A 17,123-nucleotide genomic window follows, 5' to 3' on the forward strand; every position below is an offset into this window, starting at 1 on the left:
TCGCTCCGCCCGTCTTCGCCAGGATCTTCGTGATCGCCGCCGTCAGAGACGTCTTGCCATGGTCGACGTGGCCGATCGTGCCGATGTTGCAGTGCGGCTTGTTCCGCTCGAATTTCGCCTTGCCCATTGTCTTGATCCCTAGTCAGTCGGTCCTGGTTAGATCGGCGGTGCGTCAGCCCGCCAGCTTGGCGACAACCTCGTCCGCCACCGCCTGCGGCACAGGCGCGTAGTGGTCGAAGGTCATGGTGTAAGCCGCGCGCCCCTGCGTCATCGACCGCAGCGTGTTCACGTAGCCGAACATGTTGGCGAGCGGCACCATGGCATTGATGACCTGCGCGTTGCCGCGCGCCTCCATGCCCTGGATCTGGCCACGCCGGCTGTTGAGGTCGCCGATGCAGTCGCCCATGTAGTCTTCCGGCGTCACCACCTCGACCTTCATGATCGGCTCGAGCAGCTTGCACTGCGCCTTGTTCAGGCCTTCCTTGAAGGCCGCGCGGGCGGCAATCTCGAAGGCCAGCACGCTCGAATCGACGTCATGATAGGCGCCGTCGACCAGGGTCGCCTTGAAGTCGATCACCGGGAAGCCGGCCAGCACGCCGGTCTCGCGTGACGCCTCGAGGCCTTTCTCGACGCCCGGGATGTATTCCTTGGGCACCGAGCCGCCGACGATCTTGCTTTCGAAGCTGTAGCCCGAGCCCGGCTCGCCCGGCTCGAACACAAGCTTGATGCGGGCGAACTGGCCGGAGCCGCCGCTCTGCTTCTTGTGCGTGTAGTCGATCTCGGCGCGGCGACCCAGCGTCTCGCGATAGGCGACCTGCGGCGCGCCGACATTGGCGTCGACCTTGTAGGTGCGCTTCAGGATGTCGACCTTGATCTCGAGATGGAGCTCGCCCATGCCCTTGATGACGGTCTGCCCTGTCTCCTGGTCGGTCGAGACACGGAAGGTCGGATCCTCCTGCACGAGACGGCCGAGTGCCTGGCCCATCTTCTCCTGGTCGGCCTTCGACTTGGGCTCGATGGCGAGCTCGATGACCGGATCGGGGAAGTCCATCCTCTCGAGGATCACCGGATTGTCGGGGCTGCACAGCGTGTCGCCGGTGGTGACGCTCTTGAGTCCGGCCAGGGCGATGATGTCGCCGGCGCGTGCTTCCTTGACGTCCTCGCGGTTGTTGGCGTGCATCAGCAGCATGCGGCCGATGCGCTCCTTGCGATCCTTGGTGCTGTTCAGCACGCCGGTCGCCGACTCGAGCACGCCCGAATAGACGCGCGCGAAGGTAAGCGAGCCGACGAACGGATCAGTCATGATCTTGAAGGCGAGCGCCGACAGCGGCGCGTCGTCGCTCGACGGCAGCGTGATCGCCTCGTCGCTGCCCATCTTGACGCCCTTGACGTCGGCCACGTCGGTCGGCGCCGGCAGGTAGTTCACCACTGCGTCGAGCATGGGCTGAACGCCCTTGTTCTTGAACGCCGAGCCGCACAACACCGGCACGAAGGCATACGAGATGGTGCCCTTGCGGATGCACTTGATCAGCGTGTCGTGGTCGGGCTCCTCGCCGCCGAGGTACTTCTCGAGCGCCGTATCGTCCTGCTCGACCGCCATCTCGAGCATCTTGTGGCGCCACTCGGCGGCCTGCTCCTTGAGGTCGGCAGGGATCTCGACGATCTCGAACTTGGCGCCGAGCGTCTCTTCCAGCCAGATGATCGCCTTGTTGGAGACCAGGTCGACCAGGCCCTTGTATTCCGACTCGGTGCCGATGGGGATCTGCGTGACCAGCGGGTTGCTGCCCAGCCGATCCTTGATCATGTCGACGGTGCGCCAGAAATTGGCGCCGGTGCGATCCATCTTGTTGACGAAGCAGATGCGCGGCACGCCGTACTTGTCGGCCTGGCGCCACACCGTCTCGGATTGCGGCTCCACGCCGGCGACGCTGTCGAACACGCAGACGGCACCGTCGAGGACGCGCAGGCTGCGCTCGACCTCGATGGTGAAGTCGACGTGGCCCGGCGTATCGATGATGTTGACGCGGAAGGAGGGACCGGCGAACGGGCCCGCCTCGGTCTTCCAGAAGCAGGTCGTGGCGGCAGACGTGATGGTGATGCCGCGCTCCTGCTCCTGCTCCATCCAGTCCATGGTGGCGGCGCCGTCGTGGACTTCGCCGATCTTATGCGACTTGCCGGTGTAGTACAGGATGCGCTCGGTCGTGGTCGTCTTGCCGGCGTCGATATGCGCCATGATACCGATGTTGCGGTAATGCGCGATGGGGGTGGTACGAGCCATGGAGGGGGCTTTCTCGAAGGGGCTTCTTGAGGAGCGTTACCAGCGATAGTGGGCAAACGCCTTGTTGGCGTCGGCCATCTTATGGGTGTCCTCGCGCTTCTTGACCGCATTGCCGCGCCGGTTGAAGGCGTCGAGCAGCTCGGCCGAGAGCTTCTCTTTCATGCTATGACCCGAGCGATCGCGGGCCGCCTGGATGATCCAGCGGATGGCCAGGGCCTGGCGGCGCTCCGGGCGAACCTCGACGGGGACCTGGTAGGTGGCGCCGCCGACGCGGCGCGAGCGGACTTCGACCGCCGGCTTGACGTTCTCCAGCGCCTCGTGGAAGGCCGGCACCGGATCCTGCTTGAGCTTGGACTCGATCTCGTCGAGGGCGCCGTAGACCACGCGCTCGGCGACCGACTTCTTGCCACGCTCCATCAGCGTGTTCATGAACTTCGAGAGAACGACATCGCCGAACTTGGCGTCCGGCAGGACTTCGCGTTTCTCGGCTGCGCGACGACGGGACATGTGTGCTTCTCCCCGCCTTACTTCGGACGCTTGGCGCCGTACTTCGACCGGCGCTGCTTGCGGTCCTTGACGCCCTGGGTGTCGAGAGTGCCGCGGATGATGTGGTAGCGCACGCCGGGCAGGTCCTTGACGCGACCGCCGCGGATCATGACCACCGAGTGCTCCTGGAGATTGTGACCTTCGCCGGGGATGTAGCTCACCACCTCGTAGCCGTTGGTGAGGCGAACCTTGGCGACCTTGCGCAGCGCCGAGTTCGGCTTCTTGGGCGTCGTCGTATAGACGCGCGTGCAAACGCCGCGCTTCTGCGGGCAGGCCTGCAGCGCCGGCACCTTGTTACGTGCGGTGAGGCCGTGGCGCTGCTTGCGGATCAACTGGTTAATGGTCGGCATCGACTTCCGGTTTCCTAATCGCCGTCTCAGGTCCACCCAATGTGGAGGCAACGGTGCAAAGCGAAAGCGCGGGCATGGCGGCAAGAGCGCAGCCCCGCGCGAACGAAACTCTGCGGCCGAACGGCCTCACTTGTAGCGGTCCTCGACGTCAGGCTGCGTTTAGGCTTTCGGCCTACCACCAGCCCCTCGGCGAGGTGGCGCGCTTATATGGCCGCTGCACCGGGGCGTCAAGCACGCCGCATCGCATTTCTCATTGATTTCGTTGGCTATTCTCGGCGTGCCTCCAACGACTCGTTCGTGACGCCGTCGTCACCGCGTGCGCAAGAATATTTTACAACATGTTGGGGGTCCCGACGGGACAGACACAAGAATGCCACGATCGGCGCAAGCTCTGCTTGGCAGTGTGCCACTCCAATGGCGCATCTTCCGCGTGATCGACAACGATCGCGCCACTGGAGTGGCGCGCCCCCAGAAGTGCGCAAGAACATGGACATCAGTTGCACCAAGGCCACAGGCGGCCGAGAACTTCGGCGGCTGTTGCCCAATCGGTTTACTTCACGCTCCCTGTAGGTTATCCGGGTCAACATGTTGCGCATCGATCCGCGTTGGGTCTCGGCTACCAAAGGTACCACCTTCGGGGCAGGGCTCTTCGTGCGCGTGATCGTCTTCTGACCTAACTGCGACAAGACCCCTGGCCCCGCCGCGATGGTGGGGCCCTGCGCAGCGGTCCCGCCTCCGGCAAATGGAAGCGAGACCCGTCATGCACCCCAACAGGATGATGCCGCCCACGCCGATGCTGGAGACCCAGCGCCTGATCCTGCGTCCGCTCGGCACCCAGGATGTGCCGGCGATCCAGCGCCGATTCCCGCGGTGGGACATCGTCCGCTACCTCGATGCCAAGGTGCCCTGGCCCTATCCGGCTGACGGCGCGGCGCGCTACGTCGCCAACTGCCTCGGCAGCATGGCGCGCGGCGCCCGATCGCACTGGGCGCTCGTCCCGCGGCGCGGCCCGCAAGAGGCGATCGGCCTGATCGGGCTGAAGCCGGACGACGGCATCTGCTTCAGCCAGTGCGGCTTCTGGATCGATCCCGAGTTCCAGGGCCGCGGCCTGATGATGGAGGCCCTGGACCGCGTCACCCGTTACGCCTTCGACGACCTCGACTGGCCGCACCTGTGGTCGACCAACGCCCAGGAAAATCAGCCGTCGCGCCGCATCAAGGAGCGCCAGGGCGCCCGCCTGGTCGATCTGGTGATCGGCCGCCATGTCGGCGGTGAGACCACGCACATGGTCTGGCTGCTGACGCGGGAGAGTTGGACCTCCACCCGGCAATCGGCCAGGAGAAAGGCTCGCCCGGCCAAGAGCCGTCCCCCGGAGGCGACGGCCGAGGCCTTCACCTGAAGGGGCTACTCTGCTTCCCGTCATACAATCAGGGCCGTCAGCTCGCGCTGACGGCCCAGTTTAGCTTTCCTCCCCCGATAACGGGGGAGGAACACGAGGGGTGCGAAGGCAATCAGTCCGCCGCCTGTTCCTCCTCGAGGATGGGCGGCAGCGTGCGGTTCTCGGATTCGCCGCCGGCGGCGAGGATGGCGCGATCGCGCTGGGCGGCAATCGCCTTCAGCCGGTTGACCACGCCGCCGGTGCCGGCCGGGATCAGGCGGCCGACGATGACGTTCTCCTTGAGGCCCTGCAGGGTGTCGACACGGCCGGACACGGCCGCCTCGGTGAGCACGCGCGTGGTCTCCTGGAACGACGCCGCCGAGATGAACGACTTGGTCTGCAGGCTGGCCTTGGTGATGCCGAGCAGCACCGGGTCGGCCTTGGCCGGATTCATGTTCTCGAGCTTGAGCTTGGCGTTCTCGTGCTCGAACTCCTGCTTGTCGACCTGCTCGCCGATCAGGAAGGTCGAATCGCCGGCGTCGGTGATCTCGACCTTCTGCAGCATCTGACGCGCAATCGTCTCGATGTGCTTGTCGTTGATCTTCACGCCCTGCAGTCGATAGACCTCCTGGATCTCGTTGACCAGGTACTCGGCCAGCTTCTCGATGCCGAGCACGCGCAGGATGTCGTGCGGCACCGGGTTGCCGTCGATCAGCAGGTCGCCGCGCTCGACGTAGTCGCCTTCCTGGACGGCGATGCGCTTGCCCTTGGGGATCAGGTACTCGACCGGCTCGAGCTCCTTGCCATCCGGCCCGACGCCCTCCGGCACGATCAGGATGCGGCGCTTGCTCTTGTAGTCCTTGCCGAACTCGATGCGCCCGGCGATGTCGCAGATGATCGCGAAATCCTTCGGCTTGCGCGCCTCGAACAGCTCGGCGACGCGCGGCAGGCCGCCGGTGATGTCGCGGTTCTTGCCGCCCTCGCGCGGGATACGCGCCAGGATGTCGCCGGCATGGACTTCCTGCCCGTTCTCGACCGACAGCACCGAGTCGATCGACAGCAGGTAGCGGGCCTCCTGGCCGTTGGCCAGCATGATCGGGTTGCCCTCGGCATCGTGGATGGCGATGCGCGGGCGCAGGTCGCCGCCGCGCGGTTGGCCCTTCCAGTCGACGACGACGCGGTTCGAGATGCCGGTCGAATCGTCGATCACCTCGCGCATCGACACGCCTTCGACCAGGTCGACATAGACCGCCTTGCCCGCCTTCTCGGTGATGATCGGCAGGGTGTAGGGATCCCATTCGGCGAGCTTCTGGCCCTTGGCGACCGGCGCCTCGTTGTCGACCAGCAACCGGGCGCCGTAGGGCACGCGATGCTTGGCGCGCTCGCGCTGGGCGCCGTCGATCAGCACCAGCTCGGTGTTGCGGCCCATCACGACCGGCAGGCCCTGGCTGTTGATGACGACGTTGCGGTTGCGCACCTGGATGAAGCCGTCATGGCTCGCCTCGATGCTCGACTGCTCGGCGCCTCGCTGCGCGGCGCCGCCGATGTGGAAGGTGCGCATGGTCAGCTGGGTACCCGGCTCGCCGATCGACTGGGCGGCGATGACGCCGACCGCCTCGCCGATGTTGACCGGGGTACCGCGCGCCAAGTCGCGGCCGTAGCACTTGCCGCAGACGCCGATCTTGGTGTCGCAGGTCAGCACCGAGCGAATCCGGATCTCCTCGATGCCGGCCTTCTCGATCTGCTCGACCTTGACCTCGTCGATCAGCTCGCCGGCCTTGGAGATGACCGTGCCGTTCACCGGATCGATGACGTCGTCGAGCGCAGTGCGACCGAGCACGCGTTCGCTGAGCGGCTCGATGATGTCGCCGCCGTCGACGACGGCGCGCATGGTGAGGCCACGCTCGGTGCCGCAATCCTCCTCGAAGATGATGCAGTCCTGGGCGACGTCGACGAGACGGCGCGTCAGGTAGCCCGAGTTGGCGGTCTTGAGCGCGGTGTCAGCGAGGCCCTTGCGGGCGCCGTGAGTGGAGTTGAAGTACTCCAGCACCGACAGGCCTTCCTTGAAGTTGGAGATGATCGGCGTCTCGATGATCTCACCCGACGGCTTGGTCATCAGGCCGCGCATGCCGGCAAGCTGCTTCATCTGGGTCGGCGACCCGCGCGCTCCGGAATCCGACATCATCCACACCGAGTTCACCGGCTGGCCGGGCTTCGGCGTCCTGATGCCCTTCATCATCTCCTTGGCGACGTTCTCCGAGCAGCGCGACCAGGCGTCGACCACCTTGTTGTACTTCTCGCCAGACGTGATCAGGCCGTCCTGGTACTGCTGCTCGTACTCCTTGACCTCCTTCTGGGTCAGGGCGACCAGCTTCTCCTTGGTCGACGGGATGACGAGATCGTCCTTGCCGAACGAGATGCCGGCGCGGCAGGCGTGATAGAAGCCGAGCCCCATCAGCCGGTCGGCGAAGATCACCGTCTCCTTCTGGCCGCAGTGGCGGTAGACCGTGTCGATGACGCTCTGCAGCTCCTTCTTGGTGAGCAGCTTGTTGATCAGCGAGAACGGCAGGTTGGGATGGCGCGGCAGGATCTGCGCCAGCAGGATGCGGCCCGGCGTGGTCTCGACCACGCGGTTGGCCAGCACGCCCTTGTCGTCGTAGGCCTCCAGGCGGGCCTTGATCTTGGCGTGCATGGAGAGCGAGCGCTTGTGCAGCGCGTGCTCGAGCTCGCCGATGTCGGAGAACAGCGAGCCTTCACCCGGCTCGCCGTCGCGCTCGAGCGTGATGTAGTAGATGCCGAGCACGATATCCTGGCTGGGCACGATGATCGGCTTGCCGCTGGCCGGACTCAGGATGTTGTTGGTCGACATCATCAGCACGCGCGCCTCGAGCTGCGCTTCCAGCGACAGCGGCACGTGGACCGCCATCTGGTCGCCGTCGAAATCGGCGTTGAAGGCGGTGCAGACCAACGGATGGAGCTGGATCGCCTTGCCCTCGATCAGCACGGGCTCGAACGCCTGAATGCCGAGGCGATGCAGCGTGGGCGCGCGATTCAAGAGCACCGGATGCTCGCGGATCACCTCCTCGAGGATGTCCCACACCTCGGGCCGCTCCTTCTCGACCATGCGCTTGGCGGCCTTGATGGTGTTGGCCATGCCGTAGGCCTGCAGGCGCGAGTAGATGAACGGCTTGAAGAGCTCGAGTGCCATCTTCTTGGGCAGGCCGCACTGATGCAGCTTGAGCTCGGGTCCGACCACGATGACCGAGCGGCCCGAGTAGTCGACGCGCTTGCCGAGTAGGTTCTGGCGGAAGCGGCCCTGCTTGCCCTTGAGCATGTCGGAGAGCGACTTCAGAGGGCGCTTGTTGGCGCCGGTGATGACGCGGCCGCGACGGCCGTTGTCGAACAGCGCGTCGACCGACTCCTGCAGCATGCGCTTCTCGTTGCGCACGATGATGTCGGGCGCGCGCAGCTCGATCAGCCGCTTCAGGCGGTTGTTGCGGTTGATGACGCGGCGATAGAGGTCGTTCAGGTCCGACGTGGCGAAGCGGCCGCCGTCGAGCGGCACCAGCGGGCGCAGCTCGGGCGGGATCACCGGCACCAGCTCGAGGATCATCCACTCCGGCCGGGCGCCCGATTCGATGAAGTTCTCGACGAGCTTCAGCCGCTTGACCAGCTTCTTGCGCTTGGCCTCGGACGTCGTCTCGCGCAGCTCCTCGCGCAGGCGTGGACGCTCCTCCTCGAGGTTGATGTCGGCCAGCATGGCGCGGATCGCCTCGGCGCCGATCTCGGCCTCAAACGAGCCCTCGCCGTACTCGTCGAGCGCCGTGAGGTACTGCTCCTCGTTCAGGAGCTCGCGGTACTTGAGCGGCGTCAGGCCGGGGCTGCTGACGACGTAGTTCTCGAAATAGAGGATGCGCTCGAGGTCGCGCAGCGTCATGTCGAGCAGCAGGCCGATGCGGCTCGGCAGCGACTTCAGGAACCAGATGTGCGCCACCGGCGAGGCGAGCTCGATGTGGCCCATGCGCTCGCGGCGCACCTTGGTCAGCGTCACCTCGACGCCGCACTTCTCGCAGGTGATGCCGCGGAACTTCATGCGCTTGTACTTGCCGCACAGGCACTCGTAGTCCTTGATCGGTCCGAAGATGCGGGCGCAGAACAGACCGTCGCGCTCCGGCTTGAAGGTCCGGTAGTTGATGGTCTCCGGCTTCTTGATCTCGCCGTGGCTCCAGGCGCGGACGCGTTCGGGGCTGGCGATCGAGATGCGGATCTCGTCGAAGGTCGGAGTGCCCTGGGGCTGGCCCAATACGTTGATGAGGTCGGTCATCTGTAGAGTCCTGGGGGTTCGTTGGACTTGATTCGCGAAAGCTCTGGGCGGTCGACCACGCGCGCGTGGCCGACCTCTCCGCCACTCACGTGGCGGACTGGTTCAGTTCGACGTTGAGGCCCAGGGAGCGCAGCTCCTTGACCAGAACGTTGAAGGATTCGGGGATGCCCGCCTCGAACGTGTCGTCGCCGCGCACGATGGCTTCGTAGACCTTGGTGCGGCCCGCGACGTCGTCCGACTTGACGGTGAGGATCTCCTGCAGGGTGTAGGCGGCCCCATAGGCCTCGAGCGCCCACACCTCCATCTCGCCGAAGCGCTGGCCGCCGAACTGCGCCTTGCCGCCCAGCGGCTGCTGGGTGACCAGGCTGTAGGGGCCGATCGAACGGGCGTGGATCTTGTCGTCCACCAGGTGATGGAGCTTCAGCATGTAGATGTAGCCCACCGTCACCCGGCGATCGAACGCCTCCCCGGTACGGCCGTCGACCAGGGTGACCTGGCCCGACTTGTCGAGCCCTGCCATCTCCAGCATGCCGACGATATCCGCCTCGTGCGCGCCGTCGAACACCGGCGAGGCGAAGGGCACGCCGCGCGACAGATTGCCGGCGAGCTCGATCGTGCGCTCGTCGTCGAGATCGGCGATCTCGGCCTTGTAGGCCTTCTCGCCGTAGATCTCGCGCAGGCTCTTGCGCAGCTGCGCCACCGAGCTCTCGCGGGCGCCGTTCAGCATCTCGCCGATCTTCCTGCCGAGGCCGGCGGCGGCCCAGCCGAGATGGGTCTCGAGGATCTGCCCGACATTCATGCGCGACGGCACGCCCAGCGGATTGAGCACGATGTCGACGGAGGTGCCGTCCTCGAGATACGGCATGTCCTCGAGCGGCATGATGCGCGAGATCACGCCCTTGTTGCCGTGGCGGCCGGCCATCTTGTCGCCGGGCTGCAGCTTGCGCTTGGTGGCGACGAAGACCTTGACCATCTTCATCACGCCCGGCGGCAGCTCGTCGCCGCGCTGCAGCTTGTCGACCTTGCTGTCGAAGCGGTCCTGCAGACGCTTCATCGACTCGTCGAACTGCTTGTTCAGCGCCTCGATCTCGGCCTGCTTCTTGTCGGTCTTGACCGCGATCTGGCGCCACTGGCCCGGCGTGTACTCGCCCAGCACCTTGTCGGTGATGCGGGTGCCCGCCTTGAGGCCCTTCAGCCCGCCGGCCACCGTCTGGTTCATCAGCATTTCCTGGATCTGGCCGTAGAAGCTGCGCTCCAGGATGGCCTTCTCGTCGTCGCGGTCCTTGGCCAGGCGCTCGATCTCGTCGCGCTCGATGGCGAGCGCGCGCTCGTCCTTGTCGACGCCGCGGCGGTTGAACACGCGGACCTCGACCACCGTGCCCTCGACGCCCGGCGGCACCTTGAGCGAGGTGTCGCGCACGTCGGCCGCCTTCTCGCCGAAGATGGCGCGCAGCAGCTTTTCTTCCGGCGTCATCGGGCTCTCGCCCTTCGGCGTCACCTTGCCGACCAGGATGTCGCCAGCCTTGACCTCGGCGCCGATGTAGACGATGCCCGCCTCGTCGAGGTTCTTCAGGGCCTCCTCGCCGACGTTCGGGATGTCGCGGCTGATCTCCTCCTGGCCGAGCTTGGTGTCGCGCGCCATGACCTCGAACTCCTCGATGTGGATCGAGGTGAAGACGTCGTCGCGCACGATGCGCTCGGATAGCAGGATCGAGTCCTCGAAGTTGTAGCCATTCCACGGCATGAAGGCGACCAGCACGTTGCGGCCGAGCGCCAGCTCGCCGTCGCGGGTCGACGGGCCGTCGGCCACGATGTCGCCCTTCTTGACCTGGTCGCCGACCTTCACCAGCGGCTTCTGGGTGATGCAGGTGCTCTGGTTGGAGCGCTGGAACTTCAGGAGGTTGTAGATGTCGACCGCCGGACGGTTGGGGCCGACATCCTCGGTGGCGCGCACGACGATGCGCATGGCGTCGACCTGGTCGACGACGCCGGTGCGGCGGGCGGCGATCGCCACGCCCGAATCGCGCGCCACGACCTCCTCCATGCCGGTGCCGACCAGCGGCGATTCGGCCTGGATCAGCGGCACCGCCTGGCGCTGCATGTTGGAGCCCATCAGGGCGCGGTTGGCATCGTCGTTCTCGAGGAACGGGATCAGCGCCGCGGCGACCGAGACGATCTGCTTAGGCGACACGTCGACGAAGTCGATCGTGTCGGGGCGGCCGAGAATGTACTCGCCGCCCTTGCGGCACTGCACCAGCTCGGACACGAACTTGCCTCGGGCGTCGATCTCGGCATTGGCCTGGGCGACCGTGTAACGGCCCTCCTCCATCGCCGACAGGTAGACGACCTCGTCGGTGACGCGGCCGCCCGCGACCTTGCGGTACGGGCTCTCGATGAAGCCGTACTGGTTGACGCGGGCATAGGTCGCGAGCGAGTTGATCAGGCCGATGTTGGGGCCTTCCGGCGTCTCGATCGGGCAGATGCGGCCGTAGTGCGTCGGATGCACGTCGCGCACCTCGAAGCCGGCGCGCTCGCGCGTGAGACCGCCCGGCCCGAGCGCCGACAGGCGGCGCTTGTGGGTGACCTCCGACAGCGGATTGGTCTGGTCCATGAACTGGCTGAGCTGGCTCGAGCCGAAGAACTCGCGCACCGCCGCCGCCGCCGGCTTGGCGTTGATCAGGTCGTGCGGCATCACGGTGTCGATGTCGATCGAGCTCATGCGCTCGCGGATCGCCCGCTCCATGCGCAGCAGGCCGACGCGATACTGGTTCTCCATCAGCTCGCCGACCGAGCGGACGCGGCGGTTGCCGAGATGGTCGATGTCGTCGATCTCGCCGCGACCATCCTTGAGGTCGTGCAGGACCTTGACGACCGCGAGGATGTCGTCGCGGCGCAGCGTGCGCTGCGAATCGGGGACGCCCTCGAAGCCCAGCCGCATGTTCATCTTGACGCGACCGACCGGCGAGAGGTCGTAGCGCTCGATGTCGAACAGCAGCCCCTGGAACAGGGTCTCCGCCTGCTCCAGCGTCGGCGGCTCGCCCGGCCGCATGACGCGGTAGATGTCGAGCAGCGCTTCCTCGCGGTTCGAGTTCTTGTCGGCCGCCAGGGTATTGCGGATGTAAGGCCCGACATTGACGTGGTCGATGGCCAGCGTGGGCAGGGCGTCGATCTCGTTCTCGTTGAACAGCTCGAGCACCGCCTCGGTAATCTCCTGGCCGGCCTCGACGAAGATCTCGCCGGTCTTCTCGTTGATGACGTCGAGCGCGGCATAGCGGCCGATCAGCTCCTCGGACGAGACGCGGACCTCCTTGAGGCCCTGCTCCTTCAGGCGGTTGAGCAGTCGCGGCGTCAGCTTGGTGCCGGCCTCGGCCACCACCTTGCCGGTCTTGCCGTTGACCAGGTCGTGCGTCAGCTTCACGCCGCGCATCGAATCGCCGTCGAACGCGGTGTTCCAGCCGTCGCTGTCGCGCTTGTAGACGCGCTGGCCGTAGAACGCCGACAGAATCTCCTCGGGCGACAGGCCCTGGGCGTCGCCGGGATCGAGGATTTGGCCCTTGGCGATGGCCGAGGCGCGCTTCTTCGCCGTCGCGTCGTTGTCGAGCGCGAGCAGCAGCGTCGTCACCGGGATCTTGCGGCGGCGGTCGATGCGGACGTGGATCAGGTCCTTGGCGTCGAACTCGAAGTCGAGCCACGAGCCGCGATAGGGGATGATCCGGGCGGCGAACAGGTACTTGCCCGAGCTGTGGGTCTTGCCCTTGTCGTGGTCGAAGAACACGCCCGGGGAGCGATGCATCTGGCTGACGATGACGCGCTCGGTGCCGTTGACGATGAAGGTGCCGTTGTCGGTCATGAGCGGCATGTCGCCCATGTAGACGTCCTGCTCCTTGATATCGCGAATCGAGCGCGAGCCCGCTTCCTCGTCGATGTCCCAGACGACGAGCTGCAGCGTCACCTTGAGCGGCGCGGCGAAGGTGATGCCGCGCTGCTGGCACTCCTCGACGTCGTACTTCGGCTCCTCGAACTCGTACTTGACGAACTCGAGGCTGGCGCGCTCGGCGAAGTCCTTGATCGGGAAGACCGAGCGGAACACTTCCTGGAGGCCGGACTGGGTGCGCTTGGCCGCCGGGATCGTGCGCTGCAGGAAGCTCTCGTACGAGCTCTTCTGCACCTCGATCAGGTTGGGCATCGGCGCCACAGACTCGATGTGGCCGAAGAAACGACGAATCCGTTTGCGCGTGTTGAAGGCCGTGGCCATCCTGCGTCCTCGAAGGTTCAAGGGCGGAGAAACTACCCGCTGCTTTCTCGGAGTTCCCGGCCCGCCAGCCGTTCGCCCCATCCGTCGCAGAGGGCCACTTGTCGGAGCGGATCCCGGTCGGATCCGCTCGGATAAGGGGCCGTCCCCATCGTCTTCCTCCCCATTCATATGGGGAGGTGCCCCGTCTTACGGGGCGGAGGGGTCATGACTTATGACCCCTCCGTCGCCGTATGTCGGCAACACCTCCCCAGCAAAGCTGGGGAGGAGAGCTCGAGCTACTTGAGCTCGACCTTGGCGCCCTCGGCCTCGAGCTTGGCCTTGAGCTTCTCGGCGTCCGCCTTCGGCACGCCTTCCTTGACCGGCTTGGGCGCCGCCTCGACCAGGTCCTTGGCCTCTTTGAGGCCGAGACCGGTGATCTCGCGCACCGCCTTGATGACGTTGATCTTCTTGTCGCCAGCGGCGGCCAGGATGACGTTGAACTCGTCCTTGACTTCCGCCGGAGCGGCGGCGGCGGCGGGGCCGGCAGCGGCGACCGCGACCGGAGCGGCGGCGCTGACGCCCCACTTCTCTTCCAGCATCTTGCTCAGCTGAGCGGCCTCGAGGACCGTCAGGGTCGAGAGCTCCTCGACCAGCTTCTCCAGATTAGCCATCGTACTTCTCCTGATATCCCGAACTTCGATAATTCAGACGTATGCCGCAGCGCGCCCCTATGCCGCCTTCGCCTCGTCCTTGGATCCATATGCGCCGAGGACACGAGCGACCTGACCGGCCGGCGCCGCCAGTACACCGGCGATCTTGGTCGCTGGCGCCTGGAGGAGACCGATGATCTTGCCGCGCAGAGCATCGAGCGACGGCAGGGTGGCGAGAGCCTGGACGCCCGCGACGTCCAGCGTTTCCGCGCCCAGCCCACCACCGACGATGGTCAGCTTCTCGTTGTCCTTGGCGAAGGCCGAGATGACCTTCGCCGCCGCGACCGGATCCTTGGAGTAGGCAATGGCCGTCGGCCCCTTGAACAGGGGACCGAGACCCTTGAAAGGCGTGCCCTCGAGGGCGCGCAACGTGAGCCTGTTCTTCGCGACCTTGTAGGTAGCGCCGGCTGCCCTGACCTTGCGGCGCAGGTCCGTCACTTCCTGGACCGTGAGGCCGGACTGGCGGGTCACCACCATCAGGCTCGCGTCCATGAAGATCTGGTTCAGCTCGGCGATCGCTTCGGCCTTTTCCGAACGATTCACGGCTTTCTCCAACTATGGCCCGACCCGGACATCGGATCGGACCGGCTGCGTTTCAGACCTTGCGGTCCGCTTCGCCTGCCCCGGAAGTTCGGGCGCGTGCGTGCACGATGGTCCCGTGCCCGTCGATTCCCTTTCCCCCGTCTGCGCTGGCGGGTTGCCCCTTTAGGCCCGCCCTCCAAAGAGGGCCGGCACCGGCGGTCTCGGACAGGTGGGGTTCCCGAAACCTCGCGGCCTCGTTCGCCCCTTCCCGCGCCGGCGCAAGCCGGAACGGGAAACTCGAAAACTCTGTTGCCGACCGCGCTCAGACGAGCGCAGTGGCCGGGTCGAGCTTGACGCCCGGACCCATCGTCGAACTCAGCGACACCTTCTTGATGAAGGTACCCTTGGCGCCGCTCGGCTTGGCGCGGTTGATTGCGCCGACCAGGGCCTTGACGTTCGCCGCGATCGCCTCCTCGCTGAACGAGGCCTTGCCGACACCGGCATGCACAATTCCCGCCTTCTCGGCGCGGAACTCGATCGAACCGGCCTTGGCCGCCTTGACCGCGGCGGTGACGTCCTGGGTCACCGTGCCGAGGCGCGGGTTGGGCATCAGGCCGCGCGGGCCCAGCACCTTACCGAGACGGCCGACCACGCCCATCATATCGGGGGTGGCGATGCAGCGGTCAAAATTGATCTCGCCGGCGTTGATCTTCTCGGCGAGGTCCTCGGCGCCGACCACGTCGGCGCCGGCCGCCTTGGCTTCGTCGGCCTTGGCGGCGCGGGCGAACACGGCGACGCGCACCGTCTTGCCGGTGCCGTTGGGCAGTTCGACCATGCCGCGCACCGCCTGGTCGGCATGGCGCGGGTCGATGCCCAGGTTCATGGCAACCTCGATGGTCTCGTCGAACTTGGCCTTGGCGTTGGCCTTGACCAGCTTGACCGCCTCCTCGAGGGAATAGGTCTTCTGGCGATCGACGGTGGCCGACACGGCCTTGTAGCGCTTGCCCATAGCCATGGCGTTACTCCACCACCTGGAGGCCCATCGAGCGGGCCGAGCCGACGACTTGCGCCATTGCCGCTTCGACGGTGTCGCAGTTGAGGTCGGGCATCTTCTGCTTGGCGATCTCCTCGACTTGCGCCTTGGTCACGCGGCCGACGATCTGGGTACCGACCGTCTTGGCACCCGATTCGATGCCCGCCGCCTTCTTCAGGAAGTAGGTAACCGGCGGCGTCTTGGTCACAAACGCGAAGCTGCGATCCTGGAACACGGTGATGACCACCGGGATCGGCATCCCGGCCTCCATCTTCTGCGTGCGCGCGTTGAACTGCTTGCAGAATTCCATGATGTTGACGCCCTGCTGACCGAGCGCCGGACCGATTGGTGGCGACGGGTTGGCTTTGCCAGCCGGCACCTGAAGCTTGACGTATGCCTGGATTTTCTTGGCCATGCATGCCCCTCCATTGGGCGGCGCGGTACGACCATGGCCGGCCTCCCGCACCTACATTGCCGCCAAGCCCTTGATCCATAAGGATTCCAGAACCTGCGCGGAACCATGAGAAAAGGCCGGCAAACGAGGCCAGCCCCTAAGGGCGCGCGGTCTAGCAAATTCGACCGAACGCGACAACCCCGATTTTGTTCCCCTATATGGGGACAAATTCAGATCTTTTCCACCTGCGCGTAGTCGAGTTCGACCGGGGTCGATCGGCCGAAGATCGAAACCGCCACTTTCAGGCGTGCCCGTTCCTCGTCCACATCCTCGACCGTGCCGTTGAAAGAGGCAAATGGGCCGTCCGCCACCTTGACCTGCTCGCCGATCTCGAAGCTGACGGCCGGCTTGGGCCGCTCGACGCCTTCCTGGACCTGGCGCAGGATGCGGCCGGCTTCGGCGTCGGAGATCGGCACGGGCTTGCCGTGGCCGCCGCCTCCCAGGAAGCCGGTGACCTTGGCGGTGTTCTTGACCAGGTGCCAAGTGTCGTCGTTCAGCTCCATCTTCACCAGCACGTAGCCGGGAAAGAATTTGCGCTCTGACTGCACCTTCGAGCCGCGCCGCACCTCGACCACCTCTTCCGTCGGCACCATGACCTGGGACAGTTCCTCGGTCAGGCCCTTCTTCTCGGCCTGCTCGCGGATCGACTGGGCGACCTTGTTCTCGAAGCCCGAGTAGGCATGCACGACGTACCAGCGATGAACCATGTCAGGATACCCCGAGCAGCAGCTTGACGACGAAGCCGATCAGCTTGTCGGCCACCAGGAAGAACAGCGCCGCGATGACGACGAAGATGAAGACCATGCTGGTGGTGATCATGGTCTCGCGCCGGGTCGGCCAGGTGACCTTGGCCACCTCGGCGCGGACCTCGCGAACGAATTCAACAGGATTAATCGCCATCTAGTCTGTCTAATCTGTACTTCTGGAAATGGCAGGAGTGGAGGGACTCGAACCCCCGGCCCTCGGTTTTGGAGACCGATGCTCTACCAACTGAGCTACACTCCTAGGGCCGCTGCCGGCGGTAGTCCGGCAGCGTGGACTATCTATAGCACTCCATCCTCCCCCTGAGGAGCGCCCAAAGGGCGCGTCTCGAAGGGTGGGACCAATTTTGTTGTTGCCCACCCTTCGAGACGGGCGCTTCGCACCCTCCTCAGGATGAGGTCTTATTTTACGATTTTGGTGACGACGCCGGCGCCGACCGTGCGGCCGCCCTCGCGGATGGCGAAGCGCAGGCCCTCGTCCATCGCGATCGGCTGGATCAGCTCGACCACCATGCGCGCGTTGTCGCCCGGCA

At 65.6% G+C, this 17,123-nt stretch carries 13 protein-coding genes, 1 tRNA gene and 1 pseudogene; 1 reads left to right on the top strand and 14 read right to left on the bottom strand.

Translation table 11 applies throughout. The features are described from left to right. From AB7O82_RS29210 to rpsL, 4 genes are all read right to left on the bottom strand, one after another. A partial coding sequence (locus AB7O82_RS29210; RefSeq protein WP_428620846.1) for a GTP-binding protein occupies positions 1–127 on the bottom strand: 127 nt, incomplete at its 3' end. Positions 128–172: 45 nt separating this feature from the next. Further along, on the bottom strand, positions 173–2,278 hold the full coding sequence (gene fusA, locus AB7O82_RS29215; protein WP_428537194.1) for an elongation factor G: 2,106 nt from the start codon (positions 2,276–2,278) through the stop codon (positions 173–175). A 36-nt stretch (positions 2,279–2,314) separates the two neighbouring features. Then, positions 2,315–2,785 carry a 30S ribosomal protein S7 gene (rpsG, locus tag AB7O82_RS29220; protein ID WP_395709337.1) on the bottom strand — a complete coding sequence of 157 codons (471 nt, stop codon included), beginning with the start codon at positions 2,783–2,785 and terminating at the stop codon, positions 2,315–2,317. 17 nt (positions 2,786–2,802) lie between these two features. Further along, the gene (gene rpsL, locus AB7O82_RS29225) at positions 2,803–3,174 is read right to left on the bottom strand and encodes a 30S ribosomal protein S12 (RefSeq protein WP_395709336.1); all 372 of its coding nucleotides are present in this window, start codon (positions 3,172–3,174) and stop codon (positions 2,803–2,805) included. A gap of 760 nt (positions 3,175–3,934) precedes the next feature. On the opposite strand from rpsL, the gene AB7O82_RS29230 reads away from it, so the two are divergent. Continuing rightward, a complete protein-coding gene (locus AB7O82_RS29230) occupies positions 3,935–4,573 on the top strand; it encodes a GNAT family N-acetyltransferase (protein ID WP_428537189.1) in 639 nt (212 codons plus the stop codon). 112 nt (positions 4,574–4,685) lie between these two features. Here the strand turns inward: AB7O82_RS29230 and rpoC are convergent, their stop codons facing one another. The 10 genes and pseudogenes from rpoC to tuf form a co-directional block, all read right to left on the bottom strand. Continuing rightward, positions 4,686–8,876, bottom strand: coding sequence for a DNA-directed RNA polymerase subunit beta' (rpoC, locus tag AB7O82_RS29235; protein ID WP_428537186.1), 4,191 nt, complete (start codon positions 8,874–8,876; stop codon positions 4,686–4,688). 85 nt (positions 8,877–8,961) lie between these two features. Beyond that, positions 8,962–13,131: a DNA-directed RNA polymerase subunit beta gene (gene rpoB, locus AB7O82_RS29240; protein ID WP_428537183.1), complete on the bottom strand. Its 4,170-nt coding sequence runs from the start codon at positions 13,129–13,131 to the stop codon at positions 8,962–8,964. A gap of 275 nt (positions 13,132–13,406) precedes the next feature. Next, complete coding sequence (gene rplL, locus AB7O82_RS29245; RefSeq protein ID WP_395709332.1) at positions 13,407–13,781, bottom strand: 50S ribosomal protein L7/L12; 375 nt, start codon at positions 13,779–13,781, stop codon at positions 13,407–13,409. Between the two features lie 57 nt (positions 13,782–13,838). After that, the gene (gene rplJ, locus AB7O82_RS29250; RefSeq protein WP_428537179.1) at positions 13,839–14,363 is read right to left on the bottom strand and encodes a 50S ribosomal protein L10; all 525 of its coding nucleotides are present in this window, start codon (positions 14,361–14,363) and stop codon (positions 13,839–13,841) included. Positions 14,364–14,664: 301 nt separating this feature from the next. After that, complete coding sequence (rplA, locus tag AB7O82_RS29255; RefSeq protein WP_428537176.1) at positions 14,665–15,357, bottom strand: 50S ribosomal protein L1; 693 nt, start codon at positions 15,355–15,357, stop codon at positions 14,665–14,667. 4 nt (positions 15,358–15,361) lie between these two features. Beyond that, on the bottom strand, positions 15,362–15,790 hold the full coding sequence (rplK, locus tag AB7O82_RS29260) for a 50S ribosomal protein L11 (RefSeq protein ID WP_428537173.1): 429 nt from the start codon (positions 15,788–15,790) through the stop codon (positions 15,362–15,364). Between the two features lie 209 nt (positions 15,791–15,999). Further along, positions 16,000–16,536, bottom strand: coding sequence for a transcription termination/antitermination protein NusG (gene nusG / locus AB7O82_RS29265; RefSeq protein WP_428537170.1), 537 nt, complete (start codon positions 16,534–16,536; stop codon positions 16,000–16,002). Between the two features lies 1 nt (position 16,537). Beyond that, a complete protein-coding gene (gene secE, locus AB7O82_RS29270) occupies positions 16,538–16,729 on the bottom strand; it encodes a preprotein translocase subunit SecE (RefSeq protein ID WP_428537167.1) in 192 nt (63 codons plus the stop codon). 29 nt (positions 16,730–16,758) lie between these two features. Beyond that, positions 16,759–16,834, bottom strand: a tRNA-Trp gene (locus AB7O82_RS29275). Between the two features lie 158 nt (positions 16,835–16,992). Beyond that, positions 16,993–17,123, bottom strand: a pseudogene (gene tuf, locus AB7O82_RS29280) (elongation factor Tu); the annotation flags it as partial.

The organism is Reyranella sp. (assembly GCF_050185545.1).
Lineage (GTDB): Bacteria > Pseudomonadota > Alphaproteobacteria > Reyranellales > Reyranellaceae > Reyranella.